The 25863-nt window shown below is 51.1% G+C and carries 27 protein-coding genes; 23 read left to right on the plus strand and 4 right to left on the minus strand.

All coding sequences use genetic code 11. The annotated features are described in order from the left end of the window. The first annotated feature begins 2 nt into the window (after window positions 1-2). The 13 genes from B2067_RS11200 to B2067_RS11260 all read left to right on the plus strand — a co-directional run bounded on the left by B2067_RS11200 (window position 3) and on the right by B2067_RS11260 (window position 13147). Window positions 3-854, plus strand: a complete 852-nt coding sequence (locus B2067_RS11200; protein WP_301388526.1) for a MerR family transcriptional regulator — start codon at window positions 3-5, stop codon at window positions 852-854. Then, complete coding sequence (gene phrB, locus B2067_RS11205) at window positions 851-2272, plus strand: deoxyribodipyrimidine photo-lyase (RefSeq protein WP_068439238.1); 1422 nt, start codon at window positions 851-853, stop codon at window positions 2270-2272. Before B2067_RS11200 ends, phrB begins: the two co-directional genes overlap by 4 nt. A gap of 24 nt (window positions 2273-2296) precedes the next feature. Next, window positions 2297-3259: an acyl-CoA desaturase gene (locus B2067_RS11210; RefSeq protein ID WP_301388505.1), complete on the plus strand. Its 963-nt coding sequence runs from the start codon at window positions 2297-2299 to the stop codon at window positions 3257-3259. Then, window positions 3225-3722: a nuclear transport factor 2 family protein gene (locus B2067_RS11215; RefSeq protein WP_301388506.1), complete on the plus strand. Its 498-nt coding sequence runs from the start codon at window positions 3225-3227 to the stop codon at window positions 3720-3722. Before B2067_RS11210 ends, B2067_RS11215 begins: the two co-directional genes overlap by 35 nt. Continuing rightward, window positions 3719-4540, plus strand: coding sequence for an SDR family NAD(P)-dependent oxidoreductase (locus tag B2067_RS11220; RefSeq protein ID WP_301388507.1), 822 nt, complete (start codon window positions 3719-3721; stop codon window positions 4538-4540). Before B2067_RS11215 ends, B2067_RS11220 begins: the two co-directional genes overlap by 4 nt. Further along, complete coding sequence (locus tag B2067_RS11225) at window positions 4537-5799, plus strand: NAD(P)/FAD-dependent oxidoreductase (RefSeq protein ID WP_297531292.1); 1263 nt, start codon at window positions 4537-4539, stop codon at window positions 5797-5799. Before B2067_RS11220 ends, B2067_RS11225 begins: the two co-directional genes overlap by 4 nt. Continuing rightward, window positions 5796-6698, plus strand: coding sequence for a DUF1365 domain-containing protein (locus B2067_RS11230; RefSeq protein WP_297531290.1), 903 nt, complete (start codon window positions 5796-5798; stop codon window positions 6696-6698). The genes B2067_RS11225 and B2067_RS11230 overlap by 4 nt, the downstream gene beginning before the upstream one ends. Further along, window positions 6695-7945, plus strand: coding sequence for an SAM-dependent methyltransferase (locus B2067_RS11235; protein WP_068434428.1), 1251 nt, complete (start codon window positions 6695-6697; stop codon window positions 7943-7945). Before B2067_RS11230 ends, B2067_RS11235 begins: the two co-directional genes overlap by 4 nt. Then, the gene (locus B2067_RS11240) at window positions 7945-8472 is read left to right on the plus strand and encodes a DUF2878 domain-containing protein (RefSeq protein WP_301388508.1); all 528 of its coding nucleotides are present in this window, start codon (window positions 7945-7947) and stop codon (window positions 8470-8472) included. The genes B2067_RS11235 and B2067_RS11240 overlap by 1 nt, the downstream gene beginning before the upstream one ends. Further along, window positions 8465-9163, plus strand: coding sequence for a hypothetical protein (locus tag B2067_RS11245; RefSeq protein ID WP_301388509.1), 699 nt, complete (start codon window positions 8465-8467; stop codon window positions 9161-9163). Before B2067_RS11240 ends, B2067_RS11245 begins: the two co-directional genes overlap by 8 nt. 23 nt (window positions 9164-9186) lie before the next feature. Further along, window positions 9187-11211, plus strand: a complete 2025-nt coding sequence (locus tag B2067_RS11250; RefSeq protein ID WP_301388510.1) for a TonB-dependent receptor plug domain-containing protein — start codon at window positions 9187-9189, stop codon at window positions 11209-11211. Window positions 11212-11317: 106 nt separating this feature from the next. Next, entirely contained in the window at window positions 11318-12259 is a 942-nt protein-coding gene (locus tag B2067_RS11255; RefSeq protein WP_068434414.1) for a LysR family transcriptional regulator, read from the plus strand. An 18-nt stretch (window positions 12260-12277) separates the two neighbouring features. Beyond that, a complete protein-coding gene (locus tag B2067_RS11260) occupies window positions 12278-13147 on the plus strand; it encodes a class I SAM-dependent methyltransferase (protein WP_301388511.1) in 870 nt (289 codons plus the stop codon). 13 nt (window positions 13148-13160) lie between these two features. On the opposite strand, the gene B2067_RS11265 is transcribed toward B2067_RS11260, so the two are convergent. After that, window positions 13161-13778, minus strand: a complete 618-nt coding sequence (locus tag B2067_RS11265) for a histidine phosphatase family protein (RefSeq protein WP_273090837.1) — start codon at window positions 13776-13778, stop codon at window positions 13161-13163. 92 nt (window positions 13779-13870) lie between these two features. Here B2067_RS11265 and B2067_RS11270 point away from each other — a divergent pair, with 92 nt between their 5' ends. Further along, a complete protein-coding gene (locus tag B2067_RS11270) occupies window positions 13871-14212 on the plus strand; it encodes a PilZ domain-containing protein (protein ID WP_068434404.1) in 342 nt (113 codons plus the stop codon). Between the two features lie 45 nt (window positions 14213-14257). Next, entirely contained in the window at window positions 14258-15175 is a 918-nt protein-coding gene (locus B2067_RS11275) for an ROK family protein (protein WP_301388514.1), read from the plus strand. A 150-nt stretch (window positions 15176-15325) separates the two neighbouring features. Here B2067_RS11275 and ampE read toward each other — a convergent pair whose 3' ends face one another. After that, window positions 15326-16198 carry a regulatory signaling modulator protein AmpE gene (gene ampE, locus B2067_RS11280; RefSeq protein ID WP_301388515.1) on the minus strand — a complete coding sequence of 291 codons (873 nt, stop codon included), beginning with the start codon at window positions 16196-16198 and terminating at the stop codon, window positions 15326-15328. Window positions 16199-16200: 2 nt separating this feature from the next. Further along, window positions 16201-16767: a 1,6-anhydro-N-acetylmuramyl-L-alanine amidase AmpD gene (gene ampD, locus B2067_RS11285; RefSeq protein ID WP_414716538.1), complete on the minus strand. Its 567-nt coding sequence runs from the start codon at window positions 16765-16767 to the stop codon at window positions 16201-16203. A gap of 103 nt (window positions 16768-16870) precedes the next feature. On the opposite strand from ampD, the gene B2067_RS11290 reads away from it, so the two are divergent. The 8 genes from B2067_RS11290 (at window position 16871) to yacG (ending at window position 24874) form a co-directional block, all read left to right on the plus strand. Further along, window positions 16871-18223, plus strand: coding sequence for an alanine/glycine:cation symporter family protein (locus B2067_RS11290; RefSeq protein ID WP_301388517.1), 1353 nt, complete (start codon window positions 16871-16873; stop codon window positions 18221-18223). A 90-nt stretch (window positions 18224-18313) separates the two neighbouring features. After that, window positions 18314-19165, plus strand: coding sequence for a carboxylating nicotinate-nucleotide diphosphorylase (nadC, locus tag B2067_RS11295; RefSeq protein WP_301388519.1), 852 nt, complete (start codon window positions 18314-18316; stop codon window positions 19163-19165). A 299-nt stretch (window positions 19166-19464) separates the two neighbouring features. Continuing rightward, on the plus strand, window positions 19465-19941 hold the full coding sequence (locus tag B2067_RS11300; RefSeq protein ID WP_301388527.1) for a pilin: 477 nt from the start codon (window positions 19465-19467) through the stop codon (window positions 19939-19941). A gap of 137 nt (window positions 19942-20078) precedes the next feature. Further along, on the plus strand, window positions 20079-21785 hold the full coding sequence (gene pilB, locus B2067_RS11305) for a type IV-A pilus assembly ATPase PilB (RefSeq protein WP_301388521.1): 1707 nt from the start codon (window positions 20079-20081) through the stop codon (window positions 21783-21785). Window positions 21786-21824: 39 nt separating this feature from the next. After that, window positions 21825-23051 carry a type II secretion system F family protein gene (locus tag B2067_RS11310; RefSeq protein ID WP_301388522.1) on the plus strand — a complete coding sequence of 409 codons (1227 nt, stop codon included), beginning with the start codon at window positions 21825-21827 and terminating at the stop codon, window positions 23049-23051. Then, a complete protein-coding gene (locus B2067_RS11315; RefSeq protein WP_301388523.1) occupies window positions 23051-23932 on the plus strand; it encodes a prepilin peptidase in 882 nt (293 codons plus the stop codon). The genes B2067_RS11310 and B2067_RS11315 overlap by 1 nt, the downstream gene beginning before the upstream one ends. 116 nt (window positions 23933-24048) lie before the next feature. Beyond that, complete coding sequence (gene coaE, locus B2067_RS11320) at window positions 24049-24639, plus strand: dephospho-CoA kinase (RefSeq protein WP_297531262.1); 591 nt, start codon at window positions 24049-24051, stop codon at window positions 24637-24639. Between the two features lie 7 nt (window positions 24640-24646). Continuing rightward, entirely contained in the window at window positions 24647-24874 is a 228-nt protein-coding gene (gene yacG / locus B2067_RS11325; RefSeq protein ID WP_297531260.1) for a DNA gyrase inhibitor YacG, read from the plus strand. Window positions 24875-24906: 32 nt separating this feature from the next. On the opposite strand, the gene B2067_RS11330 is transcribed toward yacG, so the two are convergent. Continuing rightward, window positions 24907-25863: hypothetical protein (locus tag B2067_RS11330; RefSeq protein ID WP_301388524.1), on the minus strand; the 957-nt coding region annotated here is incomplete at its 5' end.

Raw genomic sequence — 25863 nt, forward strand, 5'->3', positions numbered from 1 at the left:
ATATGGCAGAGTGCGCAGGCTATCCGATACGTGAATTTGCACGCCTGACCGGAGTCAATCCGGTCACACTCAGGGCTTGGGAACGCCGCTACGGCATCATTCAGCCTTTGCGAACGGCCAAAGGCCACCGCTATTACACCGACGATCATGTCACCCAGGTGAAGTCGATCCTCTACTGGCTTGATCAGGGTTACCCAATTCGTCAGGTAAAGCTATTACTCAACGAGCCGCCGGCCAATCCATCGTCGCCATCTGATGATTGGGACGATATTAAAAAACGTCAGCTGGCCGCTGCCCGTGATCTTAATTCGCGGGCGTTGGATGATGAATGGAGTAACGGTCTGTCATGTTATCCGATGGCCGTTTACTACGAACGCTGTCTTGTCCCTGTTATTACTGAACTTCAACAAGACAGCAACGGCAGTCTCATTCTCAACGCCTATACCCATCTGCTGCAGCGCAAACTCGCACAACTGATACAGCTCCAACAAAAGCATGCGGAAGGCCCAGGGCTGCTTATGTGCACTAACCACGAACAGGCAGAACTCCATCTTCTTGCAGCCTCTTATGCCCTGGGAGCCGCCGGATTCCGACTTGAGTACTTTGGAGTGAATCTGAATCCGGATGACGTACGTATAGTGTCAGACATGTTGGATTTCTCCTGGGTGTGGGCACATGTTCACCCGACGGGTCATGACGAACAGGCTTTATGGCAAAGCCTTTCAGAGAAATGCCGGATTCCAGTTTATTTTTCGGGCGCCATCCCCGACGACATTGACGAAGCACAGGCTCTGCAACAACCCATGAGTAAGCAGATACAGACATTCATCCAACACGCCGGAGGCCGCTCATGACCCGCCTCATGTGGTTCAGAACCGACTTACGTGTGCTCGACAATCCGGCGCTGATGCACAGCCGCCGCGACGACGATGAAGCAACGCTGGCCATCTACTTTGTGACAGAAAAGCAATGGCAGCAGCACGACCTGGGCGATCGCAGAACGAACCTGATGAAACAGGCAGTATGTAACCTCCGGGAATCGCTCGATGAATTGGGTATCCCGCTGCTCATTGTAGAGAAAGATACTTTTGCGGAAGCCAGCGAGGCACTGCAGCACATTATCAGAACCTACGATGTCTCAGAGCTGAACTACAACCTCGAATACGAAGTTAATGAGCGCCATCGGGATATAGAGCTGGGTCAGTGGTGCAAAGCGAGTGATGTGCAGGTGAATAAATTCCATGATCAGTGCATCGTTCCTCCGGGTGATCTGAAAACCCAGAATAATGACCCATATCGTGTGTATTCGCCTTTCCGCAAAGCCTGGCTGCGCCTGAAGAAAGACTACATAGAATCACCGTCTGCGGCTCCGCAACAACAGGACATGCGCACCATCAGCCACGACATACGTGACCACTGGGCGGAGAAAAGCTGGACGCCGGACTACAACAATGACGCCCTGTGGGACCCAAGTGAAGACGCCGCACACGAACAACTCAAAGAGTTTCTGGATAAAGATGGTCTTCAATATCACGAACAGCGCGATATTCCGGAATTAGATGCGACCAGTCGCCTCTCTTTCTATCTTGCTCTTGGAGTGCTGTCGCCACGTCAGTGTATCTACACCGCCTGGCAGCGTAACGGGTGTTTACTCAGTGGTGGAGAGACTGGTCTCGACAACTGGATTAATGAACTCGTATGGCGTGAATTCTACCGACACCTGATTGTGGCCTATCCTGAGCTATGTAAGCACCGTGCTTTCCGCCCGGATTACGAGAATATTCCATGGAGAGACAGCTCTGGAGATTTCGAGCGCTGGTGTAACGGTGAGACGGGCTACCCTATCGTAGATGCAGCGATGAAGCAGCTTCTGGAACAGGGCTGGATGCACAACCGACTGCGTATGGTGACAGCGATGTTCCTGACTAAGCACCTGCTGATTGACTGGCATAGGGGCGAGAAGTTTTTCAGCCAGCATCTGGTCGATGCAGACCTCGCGTCGAACAATGGCGGCTGGCAGTGGAGCGCCTCCACCGGCGCAGATGGTGCTCCCTATTTCCGGATATTTAATCCTGTGACGCAATCTGAACGGTTTGATGAACAAGGGCACTTTATTGCCCGCTACCTGCCAGAGCTGAACAATCTGTCACCGAAAGCACGACACTTTCCGGATGACAAGGCCCGAAAAGCCTGCGGTTATCCTGAGGCAATCGTAGATCATAAAGCGGCGCGGCAACGTGCGCTGGACACATTCAAAAGCATGGAGAACTGAGGCAAACGCCCGGTGAAAACAGGTATGACGAGCATTCGCAAAAAATCCTGGCTACTGAACATCACCCGCTGGTTCGATTCCTACGCAGGAAACGACGCACCCATGACCAGTACGCAATTTAACTGGGTTCGGGTGATTCCGTTTCTGATCCTTCACCTGGCATGCTTTGCCGCATTCTGGACTGGCGTAAGCACTGTCGCCCTGGTGACCTGTCTTGGCCTGTTCTGGCTCAGAATGTTCGCTATTACGGCATTTTATCACCGCTATTTCGCCCATCGCAGCTATAAAACCAATCGCTTCTGGCAGTTTATATTTGCTTTGCTCGGCAATATGTCAGCGCAGCGCGGACCACTCTGGTGGGCAGCACATCATCGTGCGCACCATCAGCACTCAGATACCGAAGAAGACCTGCACTCGCCCGTTCAACGTGGGTTCTGGTGGAGTCATATGGGTTGGTTTACCTGCGACGCCAGCTTCAAAACTCAGCTCCACCGAATAAAAGATTTTGCGCGTTTTCCGGAGCTCAAATTTCTGGACCGTTTTGACAGCTTTGCACCACTACTGCTGATTGTGATCCTGTACATCGCTGGGGAACTAATGGCGGCTTTTACGCCGGGTATGAATACCAACGGTGCACAGATGGTGGTCTGGGGTTTTGTCATCTCAACCGTCATTCTTTTTCACTCGACAGTGACCATTAACTCACTGGGCCATATTTGGGGCTCTCGTCGCTTTAAAACCAAAGACGGCAGCCGCAATAACGGCGTCCTCGCACTTCTGACGCTTGGCGAAGGCTGGCATAACAACCACCACCGCTGGGCTGTATCGGCCCGCCAGGGATTCTACTGGTGGGAGATCGACATCACCTACATGATACTCAAGGCAATGAGTTGGGTCGGCATAGTGCACAGTCTGAACCCTGTACCCGCACATGTTCTGAAGGAGGGGCGTAATGGACAACGCGCACAATCAAGCCACAACGAGTGAGACTGCGGAAGCACTTACCACAGACTCCCGGCTCGCTGCTTTCTACAAGCTCTATAACACACTAAGCCCAGAAACGGCTGGGACCCAGAAGCTAAGGCGTTGCCTCGCAGAGGTCTACCACCCTGATATCGTCTTCAGTGATCCTATGCACCGCATATTGGGTATTGATGCACTGGAGAAATATTTTGAAGGCCTGTACGAAAATATCACGTACATCGATTTTCAGTTTCACAAAGCCTGGGTTGAATCTGACTCAGGCTCTGTCCATTGGACAATGCGCTATCGCCACCCACGGTTGAAGGCTGGAAAGCACGACATCGTCGTTGATGGCGTCACCATACTGCGATGGGAGGGCAGCCTTGTTGTCCAGCATCAGGATATCTTCGACGCGGGCAGTCTCCTCTACGAACACCTGCCAGTCATAGGCTGGCTCATTCACAAATTGAAGGAGCGTATGGCATGACACAGGCCCCTCCACTCAGTCAACAGGTGATATGGCTGACAGGCGCATCCTCGGGTATCGGAGAAGCGTTAGCAGATGAGCTCGCACCGCGATGCCAGGCACTTATTATCAGTGCACGCTCGGAAGACAAACTGCGGCCACTGGCTGACAGACACTCCAATGTCACCGTCATAACCGCTGACATTACTGACGAAGAGAGTCTCAGGGGAGCGGTCTCTGCCATCGAAAAAAAATATGGGAAGCTCGACACCCTGATTGCCAATGCAGGGACCTGTGAGTACGTCGATGTTACTGATTTTGATACTGCTCTGTTTCGCCGGGTTTTTGAAACCAACATGATGGGGCTGGTGAATACCACCGCCGCTGCCCTGCCTTTGCTACAAAAAAGCCAACGAGGCTATCTGGTCGGCGTTGGTAGCAGTGTCTCTATGCTTGCCATGCCACGCGCACAAGCTTATGGCGCGAGCAAAGCCGCAGTGGCACATTTTTTGGAAAGTATGAAAGCCGACCTCCAGGCCATGGATATCGATGTATCTCTGGTCAGTCCGGGCTTCGTCAAAACACCACTGACAGACGTAAACGACTTTCCTATGCCAATGCGTATCAGCGCTGAGCAAGCGGCGGAAGAGATCGTGAAAGGTGTAGAGAAGCGCCAATGGCATATCCACTTCCCCAAAGGCTTCACCCGTATTCTCTGGTTTATCGGACAATTGCCCGCTTTTCTTCGCCATAGGATCACAGCTCAGATGTCCCGTACTGATGAAATGCTGCAGCAACAGGAAAAACGACAGATGAAACAACAGGAATCTGATTCATGAATAAACGCGTCGCAATCATTGGTTCAGGTATCGCAGGATTAACCTGCGCCTGGTTATTAAGAGAGAAGTACGATGTCTCTCTTTATGAAGCAAATGACTATGCCGGTGGTCATACCCAAACTACAGACGTTGAAGTTAACGGCACCACCTGGCCAGTGAATACCGGGTTTATCGTGTACAACGACTGGACGTACCCGAACTTTATCCGCCTTATGGATTTGCTCGGTGTTAAAAGTGAAGAATCGGACATGAGCTTCAGCGTGAAGTGCGAGCAGTCCGGGCTGGAGTACAATGGCCATACCCTTAATACATTGTTCGCTCAACGCAGAAATATCCTGAAGCCCTCTTTCTGGGGCATGATCCGAGACATCCTGAAATTCAATAAAGAAACTCGGGAAGAACTCGCCAACGACAGCGTCGACCAGACTGAAACGCTCGGCGGTTACCTGCGGCGGAAAGGCTACGGCGAAGCTTTCAGAACAAAATACATCATTCCTATGGGGGCCGCAGTCTGGTCAGCCAGTGAAGAAATGATGATGCAATTCCCGGTCTATTTTTTCCTTCGCTTTTTCAATAACCATGGCATGTTGAGTGTTGATGAACGCCCGCAGTGGCGGGTAATTTCGAACGGCTCGCGCAGTTATGTGACACGCATACTCGAAGATCTGCCCGAAAATCAGGTTCATCTGAACACTCCAATTGACGGCGTCAGCCGCTCTAAAGACGGAGTCATAGTCAGCAGCCACAGGGGGCATGAGCACTTCGATGAAGTTATCTTTGCCTGCCACAGTGATCAGGCACTGGGGATGCTGAAAGACGCGACGAGCGATGAGAAAGATATTCTTGGTGCTATTCCTTACAAAATGAACGACGTCGTCCTGCACACAGACGAAACCATCTTACCCAAGCGTCGATTGGCATGGGCCTCCTGGAATTATCATATTGGAGAAGAGAGCCAGGATTCGGTCGCAGTGACCTATTACATGAACCGGTTGCAGAACTTCGATGACGCTCCGGTTGATTTTTGTGTCACGCTGAATAAAACAGAAGCGATCGACCCCGATAAAATCATTCGACAGTTCCGCTACGCGCATCCGGTATTTACTCTGGAAGGTATGGCCGCGCAACACAGGCATAGCGAGATCAGCGGCAAAAACCACTCGCATTTCTGTGGCGCTTACTGGTTTAACGGTTTCCACGAAGACGGTGTAAAAAGTGCTCTGCGTGTGACTGAAGCACTGGGAGTTCCTCTGCCATGAGCATGACCCAGAGTGCGATATTTACCGGCACAGTTCGTCACAGACGTTTCCATCCAATTAAACACGCTCTGAATTACAGCGCATTCATGGTGTGGCTGAATCTGGATGAGGCGGATGATGTACTGCAACGCTCTGCACTCTGGGGGCAATCCCGCTTTTCTCTTGCACGCTTTCGTCGTGAGGATTACTTCACGCTGCCTGACCTGCCAAATTCATCAACAGCAGATAACCTGAAGCTGCACGTCAGTGAAGCCTTTCGGCGTGAAACAGGTATAAAGCCTGAACACATTTGTATGATGACCAATCTGCGCTATTTCGGTTATCTGATTAACCCTGTCACTTTCTATTACGCCTACGCTGCTGATGGAAAACATCTGGGTATTCTTTCCGAGATCACCAATACTCCATGGGACGAGCGATTTCACTACACACTCCTTAGCCAGCAGGCGGCCAGCCATACAACCGACACGAGTGCCGATTCAACAGAAAAATCCCGTGGAATAAAGCCTGAGCACACCCTGCAACATGCGGATGGCCACCAGCGACATCGCTACCGTTTCAATAAAGTTTTTCATGTATCACCGTTCAACCCGCTGGATATGACGTATATCTGGAGCATGCCGGAGGTGACGGACGACTGCCTGATTCATATGCAGACGATGAATCAGGGCAGACTCGACTTCGATGCCACAATGAACATGAACAGACAGCCCATGACATCGAAAACGATGCGCAGAATTTTACTTCAGTACCCCCTGATGACGATGAAGGTTGTGTGGGGAATCTACAGTAATGCATTGCGCCTGTGGCTTAAGAAAAGCCCTTTCTACGATCACCCTGACAATGATCCTGAGCAGGACCACAAAAAATCTATCGCCCCACGACAGGAGCACTTATGAAAACACTAACCGTGACCGCCGAAAATATGCCCTGGATTGATCGGTTTTGCCGTAACGGGCTGATCGATACGCTTCAGAAACTTCACACTGGATCTCTGGAAATTGTCGAGGGTGATAACACATTGCAGTTCGGTAAAGCCGGGTCGGACATGCACTCACGCATCGAGATTCTGGATAGTGAGGCCTACCGCAGCATTGCACTGAACGGCAGCGTGGGCGCTGGTGAATCCTATATGACTGGTGACTGGACATGTTCTGACCTACCTATGCTAATCCGGATTCTGTCCCGCAACAAAGACGTCGTTGACCAGATAGACAGCGGCCTGGCGAATCTGGGTAAGGTTGCCCTTAAATGGCTGCACTCACTCAACCGCAATACTGAGAAAGGTTCACGACGCAATATCGCTGCACACTATGATCTCGGCAACGATATGTTCGAACTCTTTCTTGACCCGACCATGATGTATTCCAGCGGTATTTTCCCAAGCGCAGATGCCACCATGGAAGAAGCTTCGGTGTATAAACTGGACCGTATCTGCAAAAAGCTCGACCTGCAGCCAACAGATCACTTGGTGGAAATTGGTACCGGCTGGGGAAGCATGGCCATTCACGCGGCTAAACATTACGGCTGTAAGGTAACCACAACGACCATATCCGAACAGCAGTACGCCTGGGCCGAAGAGAAGGTCAAAGCGGAAGGGCTGGAAGATAAAATTACTCTGCTCAAAAAAGATTATCGTGCACTCGAAGGTGAGTATGACAAGCTTGTTTCTATCGAGATGATTGAAGCCGTAGGCTGGGAATATCTGGATACCTACACAGCGACTATAAGCCGACTACTGAAGCCTGAAGGCATGGCCCTGATTCAGGCGATTACGATTGAAGATCAACGTTATGAACAAGCGAAAAAAGACGTCGATTTTATCAAGCGCTATATATTCCCGGGTAGTTTTATTCCTTGTGTGACCGCTATTCAGAACTCATTCACCCAATGTACCGATATGAAAATGGCTCACATGGAGGATATAACTCCTCATTACGCCAGAACTCTTGATGCATGGCGAAAACGTTTCCTCGCCAATAAGAATGAGATTATGGCGAAGGGGTACGGTGAAGACTTTATTCGTCTCTGGGACTTCTACTTTGCTTACTGTGAGGGCGGATTCGCTGAGCGGGTTATTGGCGACGTTCACCTGATGTTCGCCAAACCGCTCAATCGCAGTGAACCGGTACTTGGTAACCTCTGATGTCTGCGTCTCAGCTGAAGATCATTAATGCCGTGGCGTTCCAGCTTTGCTGGTTTGCGTGTGTACTGGGAGGCAGCCTGTGGGCGCTCCCTGCTGTACTGGCATTTATGATCTGGCACCGACAGGTCGCGACCAGAGCAGAATGGCTGTTCATCTCGATACTCAGTCTCTGTGGTATTGCTTTGGACACAGTCTGGTATCAACTCGGGATCTTCAGCTTTGATAACTACTCCATGCCGGTTATTCCAGCCTGGCTCGCGCTGTTATGGCTCGCCTTTGCTTCGACGCTATTCCATTCGCTATACGTAATCTTCTCCAGAATCTGGCTCATTGTGCCTCTGGCTGCGATATCCGCCCCGATCAGCTACTACGCAGGTCAGGAGTTCGGAGCCATCGTCCTTGGCAGCAACGCCCTTTGGGTCATTTCAGCGTCCTGGGGCAGCCTGATGCTGATTGCCTCACTTGCACATTCGCATCAGTTTCCTTCAGAAATATCATCCACGACTCAGAGGAAAAGCCGTGATTAAGTATCTTACGACGGCCTTATTAGTTTCTTTATCCAGCCTGCTGACCGCGGAAGAATCGGTTCTATCTTACCGAGGTGATGCATTCAGTCTGGAGGGCGGCGAACTTCTTTATACGGAATATCACGAGTTAACCACTAAAGACGGCCGGCCTGTTGCCCGTGAGACCCGCTATCAGACACCAAACACTGAAGAGTTCGCACAAAAACAGAATCAATACGGTGAAAATCCGGCCACACCCAACTTTAACCTCAACGACACACGCTATGACTACTCTGAAGAGGTAACCTACAGCAATGGTAAGTGGCGTGTCAGTTACAGTGAACCTGATGAGTCAGATAAAGGGACACTCGGGTCACCAGATTACACTCCGGTCATTGATGCAGGCTTCGATGAGTTTGTACGCTCGGAGTGGCCAAAGTTGCTGAAGGACAAAACCGTCCGGTTTTCGTTCGCGGTACCTTCAAGGCTGGAGTGGGTTAATTTCCGTCTGATTCCTCTGCAGCGTGAAGAGGGAAAGCTCACAGTCGAAATGCGGTTGAGCTCCAGGCTCCTGTCCTGGCTTCTTGAGCCAGTTGAGCTGACTTATGATGAAAAAACTCAGCGACTCCTGACCTACCGTGGCCTTACGAATATCAGAGATAAGGACGGCGAGGGCATCAAAGCTGAAATCCGATACACTTACCCGGATTAAACGACGACTAAAAGGAAAGGAAGATGCGTCCGTTTGCAGTTCCACTGATCATTGCCATCAGCGCTCAGGCCGTACAGCTTCACGCAGAGGTCACGCTGGATAAAGTGACCACCACCGGAGAGGAAGTCGAATCTCCGCGACCTACCACAGAAAAATTATTAAAAATCCCGGGCGCCGGTAATGATCCGCTCAGAGCTTTGGAGGCGCTTCCGGGTGTCGTCTTTGGCAATGGACGCGAAGCCGCACCCGCCGTGCGCGGATCATCGCCCGACGATAACGCCTACTACCTCGATTTTCTGCCAGTCGGTTATCTCTTTCATAACGACGGCTCAAGCATCGTCAATGACGCTCTGGTCGAAGGTTTTGAGCTCTACCCTGCGGCCTTTGGCCCGGAATTTAATAATGCCACCGGCGCAGTGATCACCGCAGATTCCCGCTCGCCCTATTTTGACGACCAGCAGACCATCGTCGACTTAAGCTTGTTACGCGCTGGGGTTCTGTTTGATGTTCCCGTCAATGAATCCAATGCCGCATTTCTGAGCGCTCGCATGAGCCTGTTTCAGTACTATCTCGAAAACCTGGTCGATGACGAGGATTTCGAATTCACTACGGTGCCTGAATTTTACGACTATCAGGGCGCATGGGAATACCGACCGGATTCCGTGTCTGCGCTTCGTTTCCAGGCCATTGGTGCCCGGGATAAAGCGGGTTTCGATTTTCCTGAAGACTCGGATTTTGTTCAGCAGGACCCCGCACTTAGCGGTGGGCTGGAGGCCGAACAATACTTTAATAGTCAGGGCGTTGTTTACGAGCGCTTTTTTTCTTCGGGTCTGAGCATAAAAACCGGTATATCTCAACTTGAGGAGAGCTTCGAGTTCAGTATCGGGCAAGGCAATTTTATTGATGCCAAAAGCAATCGTTACGGTCTGCGCTCGCAGTTTATTTATCCGGTTTCCCTTTCTCATGAACTTCAGTTCGGTGCTGAATATTCGGAACAGAACATCAACTACAAAGGTCGCTTTTCCGCACCACCCTGTGATGAGTTCTCCAGCGATTGCCGTCTTGTTACGGCGACGGAGGAATTAACGGGCTCCGGAAATTTTGTAATACGCGAATTCAACGCCAATCTGGCTGACCAGTGGAACATTCTTCCCTGGTGGCAGCTGACCCCCGGCGTGCTCGCCTCCTATAATGAATTTACCGAAAACACGTACGCAGAGCCGCGACTGGAAAGCCGCATTCAGGTTGCACTGCCACTGACATGGACGCTTGGCTTTGGCGAGTACCATGCTTTGTCGGGCAACCCCGGGCAGTACACGCCGGAATTCGGAAACCCAGACATCAACGAAACCCGTTCGACACACTACGAAACAGGCCTCGAGTATCAGATCAGAGACGGCCTCAACCTGACGTCCGAACTCTACTACAAAGACATTACAGACATTGTCGTGTCACGCGCCCCGCAAAATAACTACCCCGGCCTGACGACTGAGGAATATAACGCTCTGCCGCGCTATACCAATGATGGCAGCGGCCAGTCCTGGGGAGTGGAAACCCTCCTCAACGCGGACTACAGCGACCGCTGGTATGGCTGGGTCTCTCTCACTCTCTCACGCACTGAGCGGAGTAACGACATCACCGATGAGAACTTCCGCTACTCCTACGATAAACCCATCGTAATAAACGCCGTCGGCAATTATCGCTGGAATGACCGCTGGACCTTCGGCCTGAAGTGGCGCTACGAGAGCGGACAACTCGTGACTCCACTTGAGGGCGTTGAAGAAGACGATGACACCCCCGGCCTGTTCAATCCGATTTATGGCGACCCATTCTCAGAGCGGCTTCCGGCTTACCACCGCCTCGACTTCAGAGCAGACCGTGCCTACCAGTTCAGTCGCTGGAGTATGGACCTCTACTTTGAGGTGATTAACCTTTATGCCCGGGAAAACGTCGTAGGCTACCGTTACCTGAATGCCGACTACAGCGAGCGTGAGGAGGTCAACGACCTGCCTCCGATTGCTTCCTTTGGTGTTCGTATGGTCTTCTGAGCATGCAAATTGGATACAAAATGCAGTCGATTGTCTCATATATCTTTTCAATTGCTGTTTTTATGGCCATACTGTCCAAAGTTAAAACTCAAGGAACACTCAGCCCATGCAGATAGGTAAACGCGAAGAATTCGACCTTAACGAAATGGCTATCTTCGTTCATGTTGTGGAGGCGGGCAGTTTTACTGGCGCTGCGCGCCACCTGGGTTTACCCAAGTCGACTGTCAGCCGCAAGATCACTCAACTGGAAGAACGCCTTGGTGTACGCCTGATTCAGCGCACAACGCGGAGTCTGCGCCTCACTGACACAGGTAATGCCTATTACAACCAGTGCGCACGCATTCTGGGTGAAATTGAAGAAGCCAATATCGCGGTCACACGTATGCAGAGCACGCCAACGGGCACTCTTCGTATTACGGCGCCTGTTCTGTTCGGCTCAACTGTACTTTCCGGACTAATTGCAGATTACTGTGACCAGCATCCTCAGGTGACTGTGGATATGGTGCTCAGCGACCAGAAGCTCGATCTGGTTCAGGACGGTATTGATGTTGCCTTCCGGGTCGGTACCCTCGAAGACTCTTCGCTGATTGGCAGACACCTTGGTGATGTGCGTTCAATTCTTTGTGTCAGCAGTGATTATGTGAAGAAGCACGGCGAACCTAAACACCCGGATACACTGGGTGAGCACGAGCTGATGACGCTTTCACAATGGCCGAGCTGGCAGCTCTGTGGGCCGTCTGGCCAGACGCACAGTCACAACGTACATGCCCGTATTCAGGTGAATGACTTCGCCAGCCTTTACACCCTGGCACTGTCCGGGGCAGGCATTGCTCCACTACCGACTTTAATTGCTGCGCCAGCAATTCGCGCTGGTTCGCTCGTTCAGGTATTGCCTGAATGGCCTTTCGAAGCCAGCCCGATTCATGCACTCTATCCAAGTAACCGCCACCTTTCTGCGAAGGTGCGCAGTTTCGTAGAATTCGTTATTGAATCCGTCCGCCCTACCCCACCATGGGAAGTCGGACACGACATTGCACGCTCCGAATAATAATTACGAGGTTCAGGGATGAAAACTGTTCTGCTGAGTACTACTGCAACCGTCATCACAGCCGCCCTGCTGGCGGCGTGCTCACCAGAGTCCACCAATACGGACGAGGCGGATAAGACTAAGTTGCCGGCTAGACAGGAAGTTACACCTGATGCCACTGCGACAAAACCCAAAGTCGCACCGACACGCTCTGCCGCAGAACTGGCTCGTGATCAGTACAGGCATCCTGCAGAAACTTTAATGTTTTTTCAGGTTGAGCCTTCGCATACCGTTGTTGAATTGTGGCCGGGTGGTGGTTGGTACACCGCGATACTGGCTCCGTATCTTAAAAATAACGGACAACTGATCGCTGCACATTTCCCCGCGGACAGTGAAATCAGTTTTTTCCAGAAGAGCCGCGCTGCATTTAATAAGCGCTTCCTGCTGCAACCTGAGCTTTATGGCAATATTTATGTCACTGAACTGGCGCCGCCGCAAAAGCTCAAAATTGCACAAGCCGGAGAAGCAGATCGTGTGCTGACTTTCCGTAATGTTCATAACTGGATGCGTAATCGCCAGGAGCAGGCTGTCTTTGATGAGGCCTTCCGGGTACTGAAACAAGGCGGAATATTAGGCGTTGTCGAACACCGTGCTCCTGACTCATTTTCTCGTGAAGAAATGGTCGAAACCGGCTATGTGACTGAATCCTATGTAACACAGCTGGCAATCAATGCGGGCTTCATTCCCGCCGGTCATTCAGAGATTAACGCTAACCCGAAAGACAGCAGAGACCACCCTCATGGAGTCTGGTCACTGCCACCGACTCTGCGTGGTGGGGATGTGAACCGGGCTGGCTTTATGGCGATCGGTGAAAGTGATCGCATGACGCTTAAGTTCAGAAAACCCTGAACCAAACGCAGGCTCAAAGCTCGGCGCCGTCCATGCCGATCATGGTGACCCAGTGCTTGTTCTCGTGGTCGGTGTCCACACGCAAACGCAACATGCCAGCGTATGGGATACCCAGTCGATTCATAGCCTCAGGCGCCAATGACAGCAGGTGCTGAGCCAGCACCCTCATTACGCCGCCGTGAGTGACAATCAGGGTATGTTGTCCTGCATGCTGCTCCAGAATATGCGTCCACCCCTCCAACACCCGCGATTGCAACTGCCCTACCGTTTCTCCGCCGGGAGCGCAAAAGTTCATTGGGTCTTCCCACAGCTGGCGTACATGGGTCTGCTCCGCTGACATGATTTCTTTGATGGGAACATTCTCCCAGTCACCGTAATCAATCTCGGCCCAGCGTTCATCGATATGCAAAGGCAAATCAGATTGCCCGGCCACCAATTCTGCACTTTCACTGCAACGGCTCAACGGAGAAGACACAACACGCTGCCAGTTGCCGGGATTACGGTCCAGCCTTTGCTGAAATTGACGACGCCCATTATCTGTCAGGCGATGATCCGTGCGGCCACGAAATACCTCGCCACCCTCGGGCTCACCGTGACGAATAACGTCAAGGAACGTGACTATACTGCTCATTCTTTATCGGGCTCCGGCGAAGACGCTGTCAGTGTCTAGACTTATGAACACATGGTAACAAATTTACCCGAATCATCTTCAGGAGTATGAACATGAGCGCGCAATCATTTGCAGAAATGCGTATGGAGCCACGCTGGCAACTGAAAAGCACCGTCAGCGTGTTCCGCAAAGGAGGCAGCGACTGCCTCGGGTTACTGGTTAACTGGTCGAAAAGTGGCTTAATGATATCCAGCTACCAGGCGTTAAAAGAAGGCGAGACGCTTGACGTCGACCTGGTCGACATCCTTCAGGATAACGACCGCCGTACCGCGCCCTGCCGTATTGAGATCGTCTGGAGCAGAGAACTGAACCCCAGTCTTTACGGAAGCGGTTGCCGTCTGATCGAAGGGTCGGCAATGTTCGACGCAATGATGCAGGACTATTGCGACGACTGATCAGCGTCGTACACTGTCCTGACATTCTCACTCGACAGGACAGCCATGCTGCAGTTTGGCATAGATCTCGGTGGTACCAAGACAGAAATCATCGCTTTAGATCCGAGCGGTAAAGAACTCCTGCGCCGCCGTAAACCTACCCCCCGCGATTGCTACGATGCAATCCTTAACAACATCCTGAGCCTGGTGAATGATGCTGCATCTGAACTTGCTCAACCCTACACTCTTGGGCTGGGTATCCCCGGCGCGCTTTCGTATCAGACTGGACTGGTAAAGAATGCCAATACCACCTGCTTGATTGGCAAAGATCTCAAAGGCGATTTAGAACGCGCCCTTGAGCAGCCTGTCGTTATCGCCAACGATGCCGATTGCCTGGCCCTGTCGGAAGCTACCGATGGCGCAGGTGCCGGCTTCCCTACTGTATTTGCTGTGATTGTGGGTACTGGATGCGGCGGAGGCTGGGTTGTCAGAGGCAGCCTGGTATCCGGGCCAAATGCGATTTCTGGAGAATGGGGGCACAACCCTCTCCCGTGGCGCGAAGATTCAGATGCGGTGCTGAACTGCTACTGCGGTTTATCCGGCTGTCAGGAGACAATCCTCTCGGGCACCGGAATTCGCTTACAGGCCAGAGAAGAAACCGGTAAAGACCAACCTGCAGAAGTCTGGGTGGCAGCCGCAGAAGCTGGTGACGAAGAAGCTAAGGGCGTGTTGTTCAGACATCACCGACGACTCGCGAAAGCACTCGCCGCCGTAATTAACCTGATGGACCCTCACGTTATCGTGCTTGGTGGTGGCGTCTCGAACATCAACAGTGTTTACGACGTGGTACCGCAGCTCTGGCAGGAGTGGGTATTCTCCGATTCGGTGGTCACGCCATTGAAAAAATCGGTTCATGGCGACTCCAGCGGAGTGCGCGGTGCCGCCTGGCTGGGAGCTCAGGCGGTACACTCAAGCAAAGGCTAACCGGCTGTTAACAGGCCGTTGAAACACGTTTTCGAGGCAGTCAGTGCAAGGCAAAAACAGGCGAAAAGCGGAGTTTATAAGTCATAAATGAGCATTATGAGCCTGTTTTTAACGAAGCAATGACAACGTAGATAGTTTTTCAGCAGCCTGTTAGAGCAGATAGCCACCCACAGTCGCCGTAGCAATAATAACCATCCACACCGACAACGAGCGGATATGCAGGCGCTGCCAACGATCAAGTTCGGCAGCGGCCTCTTCAGCGCTCTCATCAACCGGGCACGACATAGTAACTGACTGCCCGGCCAGAGATTCATTTGCTACACGGTAGAGAACATCGGCACTGTGCGTCGTGCGATCCCAAAGGTAAGAATGAAGCACAGGGAATGCGCGCAGAAAGTCTCCGGCAAGCGCATAGGTTAACCCCAGAAGCCGAACGGGAATCCACTCAATCCAGTGCAGGTAACGCCAGCCCTGTGCATCGCAATGCGTTGCCCGCGCATATTGGAGAGAAAACCACGCCAACAGAATCCCGGCAATATCCGCAACCATGTACCAGAAAACCATCAGGAAAAAGAACTCAAACCAACGGTGCAGAAGTGCCCGTATCACCTGATGATTCATGGTGGTCAGGTCATCGCTGACACGTACTTCCGGCACTGCAAGGTACTGGTCAGCGCAATGATAGGCCCCTTGTGTATCGCCCTTTTTTAAGTCACTGCGATAGGCTTCGAGGTGCTTGCCGATACTGATATGCGACAGCACGTATAGCAAGACAAGAATCTTCAGTAACACACTGAGCAGACCAAAGGCATAGGGATCAGCCAGCAACATCGCCGCCGTAATAGTGACAACCGGTAGAACCACAACAACCGAGTACCTGAAATGGCGATGCCAGTTCATAAAGCGTGGCAGCCTTTCTACCTGCTTCAGCCACCAGGCGAAGGTGCGGCTACTGGTGCTGCGATGCGGTAAAGGGAAGCGCTGCTGCCATAATAAGACGACAAACAGAACGAGAAACTTCATTTCTACTCCTCAGGACACCCGTCACCCGTGACCAGCGAGGCACGGTAACGCGTCCAGTCAAAGGCAGGCCCGGGGTCCGTCTTCCTGCCAGGGGCAATGTCTTCATGCCCGGTTATCCGCTCATCCGTGATCATGCGGTAATGCCGCTTAAGACACTCAGTCACCGCCGTAAGCTGCTCATACTGAGCATCGCTGTACGGAGCAGTGTCGGTTCCTTCCAGTTCTATTCCTATAGAATAGTCGTTGCAATTATCGCGGCCAGAAAATTGCGACTGCCCCGCATGCCAGGCGCGATCATCAAAACTTACAAACTGAGTGATCGCACCGTCGCGCTCGATAAACAGGTGACTGGACACCTGCAAGTCTGCGATGGTCTCAAAATAGGGATGTTGCCCCGCATCAAGTTGATTGCAGAAAAAGCGTTGCACACAGCCGCTGCCAAATTGCCCAGGTGGCAAACTGATGTTGTGAATCACCAGCAGAGAGATATCTCCGTCGTCCGGGCGAGGACCAAAATTCGGGGATGGAATCCATCGGGCAGAATCCAGACGACCGTTCGTTATTTTCATCATTTTCCAAAGCAATCAATGTTGTTCTTCAGCGCTTCAAGTTTGGCATAAACACAGCAGGCCGATATAGTCCGGGAACCAGCGAATATGACAGGAATATAAAATGGAGTTTCTGAATACTCTCAATGGCATTGTCTGGGGCTGGCCAATGCTGGCTCTGATTGCTCTAACAGGGCTGTTTTTGACTATCGGACTGAAAGCTTACCCCATCCGATATCTGAAAACTGGATTCGTCGAACTATGGCATGGCCGACATAAACAAGGTGAAGGGGAAATCTCCGGCTTTAATGCCCTGATGACCTCGCTGTCGGCAACAATTGGTACGGGTAATATTGCCGGGGTTGCAACGGCTGTCGCCATGGGAGGCCCTGGCGCCATTTTCTGGATGTGGATCATTGCTCTTGTTGGCATGGCTACGAAATATTCTGAAGCCGTACTGGCCGTTCGATTTCGCGAAAAGAATGAAAAAGGGCATTTTGTCGGCGGTCCTATGTACTACATCCGCAACGGCCTTGGCCCTAAATTCAAGTGGCTTGCGGTCGCCTTTGCTTTCTTCGGTATGCTCGCGGGATTCGGTATTGGTAACGGTGTACAAGCCAACTCGGTGGCCGACGCCATGTCGCATATCTCACCAGACGGCACTGGAATTCCTGAATGGGTAACGGGCCTGGTGGTTGCTACTCTGGTTGGTCTGGTTCTTATCGGGGGCATCCGCAGAATTTCAGACGTCGCGGGCAAGCTGGTTCCGTTTATGGCGATAACTTACGTGATCGCCGGTATCGTTCTGCTGGGGATCTATGCCAATGAAATTCCGGCGGCACTGGAGCTGATCGTTACACATGCCTTCACGCCTATTTCGGCCGCTGGGGGCTTCGCAGGCGCAACCGTCTGGGCTGCGATTCGGTTCGGTGTCGCACGAGGAGTCTTCTCGAACGAAGCGGGCCTGGGTAGCGCTCCTATTGCACACGCGACGGCAACCACAGACAGCCCGGTTCGTCAGGGTACAATCGCGATGCTGGGCACCTTTATCGATACTATCATCATATGCACCATTACTGGCCTGGTGATCGTTGCATCCGGTGCCTGGCAAACCGGCGCCTCAGGCGCTAGCCTGACCGCATCTGCCTTTGACGCCGGGCTACCGGTGATTGGCCAGTATATAGTCACGCTGGGGCTGGCAGTGTTTGCTTTCACCACCATTATCGGATGGTCATTTTATGGCGAACGCTGTACCGAGTACTTATTTGGTATCAAAGCCGTTCCGGTATTCCGGCTTATCTGGGTTGCAGCCATCCCCATTGGTGCGACACAAGAGCTGAATGTCGCCTGGCTCATAGCGGATACTCTGAACGCCATGATGGCCCTGCCTAACCTGGTCGCACTGATTCTGCTCAGCCCGGTCGTGTTCGGCCTCACCCGGGAGTATCTACAAAAAGGTTCCCAGAAAGACCTGTAGTAAGCCGGACGGGCTGTATCAGTTGGGGCGCGACTTCGTGTAGAATCGCGCCCTCATGATATGAACCCACTCATAGAACGAAGCCCCGCCATGGACCTCACTCAGCATCAGACAGACATCCGCAATGCAGTTACCCGCGCCATTGAAGAAGACATCGGCACTGGTGATATTACCGCGCAGTTAATACCGGCAGAGCAGAAAAGCCATGCACGTATCATCTCTCGGGAGCATGCGGTCATTGCGGGGCAAGCCTGGGTGACTGAAGTGTTCAGGCAAGTCGACCCCGAGGTCGAAGTTGACTGGAAAGTCAAAGACGGAGACGTCGTTGAAGCTGACCAGGTACTGTTTGAACTGAAAGGCTCGTCACGCTCACTGCTGAGTGGAGAACGCTGCGCATTAAACTTCCTGCAGAGCCTGTCAGGTACGGCAACACTGTGTGAACACTACGCCTCTCTTGTCGAAGGTACTGGCGTAAAATTACTGGACACCCGAAAAACCATTCCTGGCCTTCGTATCGCACAGAAATACGCCGTATCCGTTGGCGGATGCTTCAATCACCGCATTGGTCTCTATGATGCGTTTCTAATCAAAGAAAACCACATCATGGCAGCAGGCAGCATTTCAGATGCTGTACGTCAGGCGCATGAAATTGCTCCGGGTAAACCCGTGGAAGTCGAAGTAGAAACCATGGCCCAACTGGAAGAAGCGATCAACGCTGGTGCCGACATCATCATGCTGGATAACTTCAGCCCAGCCGATATGAAAGTCGCTGTCGCTTTCACACGAGAAAAAAGCGCAGGCAATATCAAACTTGAAGCCTCAGGTGGCATCACTAAAGACACTTTGCGCCAGTATGCAGAAACCGGCGTAGATTATATTTCGATCGGGGCACTCACCAAAGACTGTAAGGCGATTGACCTGTCGATGAGGATGGTTGGCTAAGCCAACAAGCCTCTGTCATTTTGCGCCGCACCTCCCGCAAATGCCCACCAGAGTGACGATAATTGTCACTCTTTGCCAACTTTTTGCGCGTTTTTCGAGCAGATATTTTTATGACGCCAAAAAATGTGACTTAAGCCCGAAAACAGGGCTTGCTGGTCTCAGAGAAGCTTGGCAAACTCCATCCCACAGTCATGATTAATGACAGGTAAGACCGCCGGAAGGGCCACCCCAAAAAAGGACCGGAAAGCAGTCACCCAATAACAAATCTCGAAAGAGAGTGGAGAAGCCCTATGAAAAACATGAAAGCACAACAAGGTTTTACCCTTATTGAATTAATGATCGTTGTTGCGATCATCGGTATTCTGGCGTCAGTTGCCGTTCCTCAGTATCAGACCTACACGCAACGTGCTACATCTACCGCAGAGGTAGTGGCTGCGGCACGTCCGTTCCAGAACGCTATTGCAGAGTTTGCAGCCTCTAACAACGGCCTACCAACAACAGCTCAGTTTGATGCCATGATGTCACCGGTTTTATCTGACGGTACAGGTACCACTACTGGCTTGATTGAAACGGTTGAGTGGGACGGAACAGACATTACAACAACTTTCTTAAACACTGCAGACGTTTCGCAAGATTTGCGAGGTGAATCAGTTGTGATCACGCCACGTGTAAATGCAGCTGGCGCGGTACGCTTTGAAGTAGATACCACTAAATCATCAGTTGAAGAGAAGTACCTTCCTAATCTTCCTCGTGTAACTGCTCCAGTTACTCCGTAATACCTTCATCTGACGAAAGGCGCCTTCTGGCGCCTTTTTTGTTTTCTGAACTGTGAATTCCTTCTCTCTAGAGTGAACGCGCGATAGTCTGAGATCTATAGTTTTGCTATTTTTTTAAAATAAAACAGGTAAACATAATGACCACACTAACTGGGCTACCCCGCCGCTTAGTGGAGCAGGGATTAATCGATCACCACGTCGCTGAAAATATCTTGCGGGACACTAAGGCCGAGAAGAGTTCTTTTGTATCCATTGCTGTTCAACAAAATCCGTCTTTAGCTCATGATATCTCTTGGGTAGCTTCAGAAGAATTTGGCTTACCAGTTCTTGACCTCAGCACCTTCGACTTCGAATTAGCACCAAGTGACGTTGTTAACCTGGGACTGATAGAAAAGCACCGGATTCTTCCTCTCTTTAAACGAGGGAATCGCTTATTCGTTGCACAAAGCGATCCGTCGTTAATCAGCGCGGTTGACGAAATTAAGTTTAATACCGGCATGACTGTTGAATCAGTACTTGTCGAAGAGGACAAACTGTCTGCCGCCGTAGATAGATTGCTGAGTTCCTCCGATACAAGCCTTGAGGATGCATTTGGTGAATTGGATGGTTCTCTTGACGATATAGACCTAGAAGACCCTGAAAGTCGTGAGAAAGAACAGGAAACGGATGTTACACCCGGCGATGATGCTCCTATTGTAAGGTTCGTCAACAAAATACTCCTGGATGCTATCCGAATCGGAGCTTCCGATGTCCACTTTGAGCCCTATGAAAAGCGGTATCGCGTACGTTACCGTACAGATGGTGTGCTCAAGGAAGTTTCCCAACCACCGATTAACTTAGCAGGTAAGATTGCAGCCCGCCTGAAAGTAATGTCACAAATGGATATTTCTGAACGGCGAATCCCGCAGGACGGTCGTATAAAAATGAAAATCTCCAAAAACAAAGCTATAGATTTTCGTGTTAATACGCTTCCCACTCTCTGGGGAGAAAAAATTGTCTTGCGAATCCTAGACCCTACATCAGCTAAACTCGGTATTGATGCCCTCGGCTACGAAGAAGATCAGAAACAGCTCTACCTCGAAGCATTATCAAACCCGCAGGGAATGATCCTGGTAACTGGGCCAACGGGCTCTGGTAAAACAGTTTCGCTGTACACTGGCCTGAATATCCTTAATGTAGAAGGCACCAACATCTCTACGGCTGAGGACCCGGTAGAGATCAACCTGGAAGGCATTAACCAGGTCAACGTTAACAACAAAGTTGGCCTTGATTTCGCCTCAGCTCTCCGTTCATTCCTGCGTCAGGATCCTGATGTTGTTATGGTCGGTGAGATCCGGGATCTTGAAACCGCCCAGATTGCTATTAAGGCTGCGCAAACAGGTCACTTAGTTTTATCGACACTTCATACGAATAGCGCTGCAGAAACACTTACGCGACTAGCCAATATGGGAGTACCCGCCTTTAATATTGCCACCTCGGTATCCTTGATTATTGCCCAACGGCTGGCTCGCCGACTTTGCAGTCACTGTAAGCAACCTGCGAATATTCCAAAGGAGGCCCTTACGGAAGCGGGATTCGATAGCGAACAGATAGAGTCAGGCGAGTTTTACCATCCGGTCGGTTGCGCACACTGCAACGGTGGCTACAAAGGGCGCGTCGGTATCTATGAGGTAGTAAAGGTTACAGACGCAGTCTCTCGTATTATCATGTCGGGAGGAAATTCTATCGAAATTTCAGATGCAGCCCGGGGCGAGGGGTTCGCAAGCCTCAGAAAATCGGCACTTATAAAGGTTGCCTCTGGCGTAACAAGCCTCGAAGAAGCCAATCGTGTCACCATGGATTAACCCTCTGTCGGTAACGTCAGTGCAACAGAGTTTATAACGATGCCAAAACAACAAAAAACAAGCACTTTTACCTGGGAAGGCGTCAATCGCCGTGGGCAGAATACCAAAGGCGAGATTGTCGCGCTCAACTCTGCCTATGCTAAAGCCCAACTGCGAAAACAAGGTATTGAGCCCAGAAAAGTTAAGAAAGCAACCGAACCTTTATTTGGTATTGGAGGTAAATCCTCTAAGAAGATCAAATCCAGCGACATAACTTTTTTTACCAGACAGATGGCTACAATGGTCAAGGCCGGCGTACCACTAGTCCAATCTTTTGATATCGTCAGTGACAGCGCCGATAACAGGGCAATGAGAGACATTATTACTGAGATAAGAGACTCAGTATCATCTGGTAACGACTTTGCTGAAGCACTCCGGCAGCATCCAAAACATTTCGACGACCTGACCTGTAACTTAATTGAGTCAGGTGAACAGGCTGGTACCCTGCAGACGATGCTTGATAAGGTCGCCCTGTACAAAGAGAAGTCCGAGGCACTGAAAGCTAAGATGAAGAAAGCGATGATGTATCCAGTTATCACCCTCTTCGTCGCTTTTGTAGTTACGATTATACTACTCGTGAAAGTAGTACCTTCGTTCGAACAAATGTTCAATAATTTTGGTGCTGAATTACCGGCTCCAACTCAATTTGTCGTTAATATTTCGGAGATCACGCAAGAATACTATCTGTACTTCATTGCAATACTAGTCATTACTGGTACAGCTTTTTATCAGGCTTATAAGAAGTCAAAGTCTTTCAAGGATCGCGTACAAGCGTCTCTCCTTGGAGTCCCCGTTTTTGGCAACCTGATAATTAAAGCCGCAGTTGCTCGATTCGCGAGGGTATTGTCGACTACATTCGCAGCAGGTGTCCCTCTCGTCGATGCACTTGATTCGGTCGCAGGCGCTGTCGGTAATTCTGTCTATCGAGATGCTGTATACAAAATAAAAGAAGACGTTGCTTCTGGCCAACAGATTCACTTATCAATGCGGTCGGCGAAAATATTTCCTAACATGGTTGTACAAATGACCAGTATTGGTGAAGAGTCAGGAGCGCTTGATGAGATGCTTAGCAAGGCTGCTGATTATTATGAAGAGGAGGTCGACAACGCAGTGGATAGCCTTACCGCGATGATAGAGCCAGCAATGATGATATTTTTAGGTGTCGTCATCGGTGGCTTAATCGTGGCAATGTATCTACCGATCTTCCAAATGGGTGATGTCGTCTGATGGCGGACTTGGCTACTTACTTATCACAGAATTTCGAAGTACTGGTCCCGTTGATTGTTATCCTCAGCCTGCTTATTGGCAGTTTCCTGAATGTCGTCATTCTACGTATGCCAATCATGATGTTCAGAGGCTGGAAGGAAGAGTGCCAGGGGATGGAGGAAGAACTCCCTGATCACCCAGCCATTAAAGACCTGAGCAAGAGTTATAATCTGGTTACCCCAGCCTCCCACTGTCCTTCTTGTTCGGCACCGGTTAAGCCGTGGATGAATATCCCCGTATTCAGCTGGATTTTCCTACGAGGTAAGTGCGCGTCGTGTGGCACTCGTATTGGCCTGCGTTACCCGTTGGTCGAGATCGCTACGGCAGTAATGAGCGGCCTCTTACTGCTTAAGTTTGAATGGGGCTGGGCTCTGCTGGCGATGCTGGTGTTCACCTGGCTCCTGATTACGATGTCGGTTATCGATATTGATCATAAGATCCTGCCAGACACATTAACGCTAGGCTTGCTCTGGCTCGGTTTACTGCTCAATACGCAAGGTATGTTTACTGACCTTCAGTCGGCTGTTCTTGGGGCGGCGCTTGGTTATGGCGTGCTTTGGGGATTCTTCTGGGTCTTCAAATTGCTCACGGGCAAAGATGGTATGGGCTACGGTGACTTCAAGCTTCTCGCCGCACTTGGCGCGTGGTTCGGCTTTCAGTCGTTACTCACCATTATCATTATGTCGAGCGTTGTCGGTGCCGTCGTTGGTATCGCAGGAGTGATTGTACTTGGACGTGATCGTCAGGTTCCCATTCCTTTCGGCCCCTATCTCGCTATGGCTGGTTGGATCGTAGCCATGTGGGGTAATGAAATCACGCAGTGGTACTTCTCGGTCATATAAGCGGCTCTTCGAATAGCTCTTACGGGGTGCCGTTGCAAGTCGCTTTTACAGGTCGAAGGTTCAGGCCTGTTCGTTCTTTTCTTTTTAGTATTGTTTGAAGCAGGCTCTCAATCAGTATGTTTATTCTCGGCCTTACCGGTGGCATAGGCAGTGGTAAAAGCGCTGCCAGCGCGTATTTCAGAAACCAGGGGATTGTCGTCGTCGACGCCGATATTGTCGCCCGTGAAGTGGTTGAGCCAGGCCAACCTGCCTTGCTCGCCATCAAACAGCGATATGGGTCTGAAGCCCTTCATGATGATGGTACGCTTAACCGTGCCTGGCTACGTGCAAAAGTCTTTGCAGAACCTGATGAACGCAAATGGCTGGAGAGCCAGACCCACCCGCGAATACGGGATAGCATTATTGCGCAATTAAAAGCAGCGACATCCCCCTACGCCATTCTGGAATCTCCACTTTTGTTTGAGAGCGGTCAGAGCGAGCTGGTCGCCCGCACCCTGGTGATCGATGTTCCAGAAGAGATTCAGGTTGAAAGAGCCTCTTCACGTGATGGCAACGAGGAAGAACAGATTCGCCGTATTATTGCAGCACAGATACCTCGCTCAGAGCGGTTGCAGAGAGCAGACGATGCGGTGGATAATTCAGGCAATCTTGAAGCCCTGTACAGTCAGCTTGAACCGCTTCATCAGTCGTACCTGCAATTAACCTGAGGTGTTCGTGGAAGTTAAGTGTCCAACGTGCGAAAAAACGGTCCAATGGACCCCAGAAGAGAAGTACCGCCCTTTTTGCAGTGAGCGCTGCAAGCTGATCGACCTTGGCGAGTGGGCAAGCGAGGGACACGCGATTCCAGGGAAACCCATGACTGATGAGCTTATGTCTGGTGATATCTCAGACGACATGTTTGTCACTGACGAAACCCTGAGTGACCACCTTAAACGTCATTGATAGGTGATTGAAGAAGGGTTGATCCGAGCGGATCAACCGCTCGCCGGTATCTTTTCGACCAGAGCCATTAATTCCTCGGTCTTTACTTTATCAGAGGCGAATACCCGGCCGACTTCGGTGAGGTAGCCTGTCAGTCTCTTGTCCATCTTCAGGCCCTCGTTGAAAACCCGGTTGGTCTCGAGGATCCCCTTCTCAAGAACCTTCTGAATTACCCGCTCCTGTTGCTCGTCCATGCCCAGGAACTGGATTTCCTGCTCAATGCCATCGGCAATGTCTTCCACCGCATCGGCAATGCTAACCATAACATCGTGATACCCTTTGTCGATGCCTTCCATAATGCTGGTCATCCGTGAGGTCAGCTTAACTACAAGCTGACTTTCGAGTTTCAGCGACTCAACATTATCCAAAGCGCCGACTCTGGCATCCAAACCCTGTAGCAGTGAAAAGACATTGTCCTTGATCGCACCGTATTTGTTCGCGTCGTCTACCGGCATGTTTCTGACCAGCAGCGAGACCCGACCGTAGTTCATGATGGAGCGCTTACCGAAATCGACATAGCGCCCCATTTCGCTGCACTCGCGCAGTAAGGTCGACTCCAGGTCCTTCGCCATCCCATTCGCTTCCATGTTCTTTTCACCGAAACGACTGCGAATCTGCAGGGAACTACTGATGTTGTAACTTTTAAGTGCCTGAAACAGTCGCATCCCCGCCTGATCGAGGTTCTCACACTGATTAATGTCCAGAAGAAATTGGATGTTTACTCCAAGGTCTGAAGTGTCCGACATAGCGATAAAGGCCATCTCATTAGCCTTATCCAGTTGCTGTTTAAGCTGCTCGTTGGCAATGCGGTTAAAAATCGCCTTCATCAGGCGAACCTGCAGCTCTGCGCCGTTACCAAACTGTATATGGTCATCACAACCGGCATCGTAGAACGCCAGGCGGGAATCCAGATCGCGCTCTTCTGTTGCCAGTACAACCACGGGTAATGG

It is taken from the genome of Thalassolituus sp. UBA2590 (assembly GCF_002339775.1).
GTDB lineage: Bacteria > Pseudomonadota > Gammaproteobacteria > Pseudomonadales > Oceanobacteraceae > Thalassolituus.

Excerpts from the sequence above, each read along its gene's own strand:
- nadC (WP_301388519.1), top strand. The coding sequence starts at position 18,314 with ATGGACCTCACTCAGCATCAGACAGACATCCGCAATGCAGTTACCCGC.
- B2067_RS11300 (WP_301388527.1), top strand. The coding sequence starts at position 19,465 with ATGAAAGCACAACAAGGTTTTACCCTTATTGAATTAATGATCGTTGTT.
- B2067_RS11200 (WP_301388526.1), top strand. The coding sequence starts at position 3 with ATGGCAGAGTGCGCAGGCTATCCGATACGTGAATTTGCACGCCTGACC.
- B2067_RS11310 (WP_301388522.1), top strand. The coding sequence starts at position 21,825 with ATGCCAAAACAACAAAAAACAAGCACTTTTACCTGGGAAGGCGTCAAT.
- B2067_RS11210 (WP_301388505.1), top strand. The coding sequence starts at position 2,297 with ATGACGAGCATTCGCAAAAAATCCTGGCTACTGAACATCACCCGCTGG.
- B2067_RS11255 (WP_068434414.1), top strand. The coding sequence starts at position 11,318 with ATGCAGATAGGTAAACGCGAAGAATTCGACCTTAACGAAATGGCTATC.
- B2067_RS11250 (WP_301388510.1), top strand. The coding sequence starts at position 9,187 with ATGCGTCCGTTTGCAGTTCCACTGATCATTGCCATCAGCGCTCAGGCC.
- B2067_RS11270 (WP_068434404.1), top strand. The coding sequence starts at position 13,871 with ATGAGCGCGCAATCATTTGCAGAAATGCGTATGGAGCCACGCTGGCAA.
- B2067_RS11315 (WP_301388523.1), top strand. The coding sequence starts at position 23,051 with ATGGCGGACTTGGCTACTTACTTATCACAGAATTTCGAAGTACTGGTC.
- coaE (WP_297531262.1), top strand. The coding sequence starts at position 24,049 with ATGTTTATTCTCGGCCTTACCGGTGGCATAGGCAGTGGTAAAAGCGCT.
- B2067_RS11260 (WP_301388511.1), top strand. The coding sequence starts at position 12,278 with ATGAAAACTGTTCTGCTGAGTACTACTGCAACCGTCATCACAGCCGCC.
- B2067_RS11220 (WP_301388507.1), top strand. The coding sequence starts at position 3,719 with ATGACACAGGCCCCTCCACTCAGTCAACAGGTGATATGGCTGACAGGC.
- pilB (WP_301388521.1), top strand. The coding sequence starts at position 20,079 with ATGACCACACTAACTGGGCTACCCCGCCGCTTAGTGGAGCAGGGATTA.
- B2067_RS11230 (WP_297531290.1), top strand. The coding sequence starts at position 5,796 with ATGAGCATGACCCAGAGTGCGATATTTACCGGCACAGTTCGTCACAGA.
- ampD (WP_414716538.1), bottom strand. The coding sequence starts at position 16,767 with ATGAAAATAACGAACGGTCGTCTGGATTCTGCCCGATGGATTCCATCC.
- B2067_RS11215 (WP_301388506.1), top strand. The coding sequence starts at position 3,225 with ATGGACAACGCGCACAATCAAGCCACAACGAGTGAGACTGCGGAAGCA.
- B2067_RS11275 (WP_301388514.1), top strand. The coding sequence starts at position 14,258 with ATGCTGCAGTTTGGCATAGATCTCGGTGGTACCAAGACAGAAATCATC.
- B2067_RS11235 (WP_068434428.1), top strand. The coding sequence starts at position 6,695 with ATGAAAACACTAACCGTGACCGCCGAAAATATGCCCTGGATTGATCGG.
- B2067_RS11265 (WP_273090837.1), bottom strand. The coding sequence starts at position 13,778 with ATGAGCAGTATAGTCACGTTCCTTGACGTTATTCGTCACGGTGAGCCC.
- ampE (WP_301388515.1), bottom strand. The coding sequence starts at position 16,198 with ATGAAGTTTCTCGTTCTGTTTGTCGTCTTATTATGGCAGCAGCGCTTC.
- B2067_RS11290 (WP_301388517.1), top strand. The coding sequence starts at position 16,871 with ATGGAGTTTCTGAATACTCTCAATGGCATTGTCTGGGGCTGGCCAATG.
- phrB (WP_068439238.1), top strand. The coding sequence starts at position 851 with ATGACCCGCCTCATGTGGTTCAGAACCGACTTACGTGTGCTCGACAAT.
- B2067_RS11225 (WP_297531292.1), top strand. The coding sequence starts at position 4,537 with ATGAATAAACGCGTCGCAATCATTGGTTCAGGTATCGCAGGATTAACC.
- B2067_RS11240 (WP_301388508.1), top strand. The coding sequence starts at position 7,945 with ATGTCTGCGTCTCAGCTGAAGATCATTAATGCCGTGGCGTTCCAGCTT.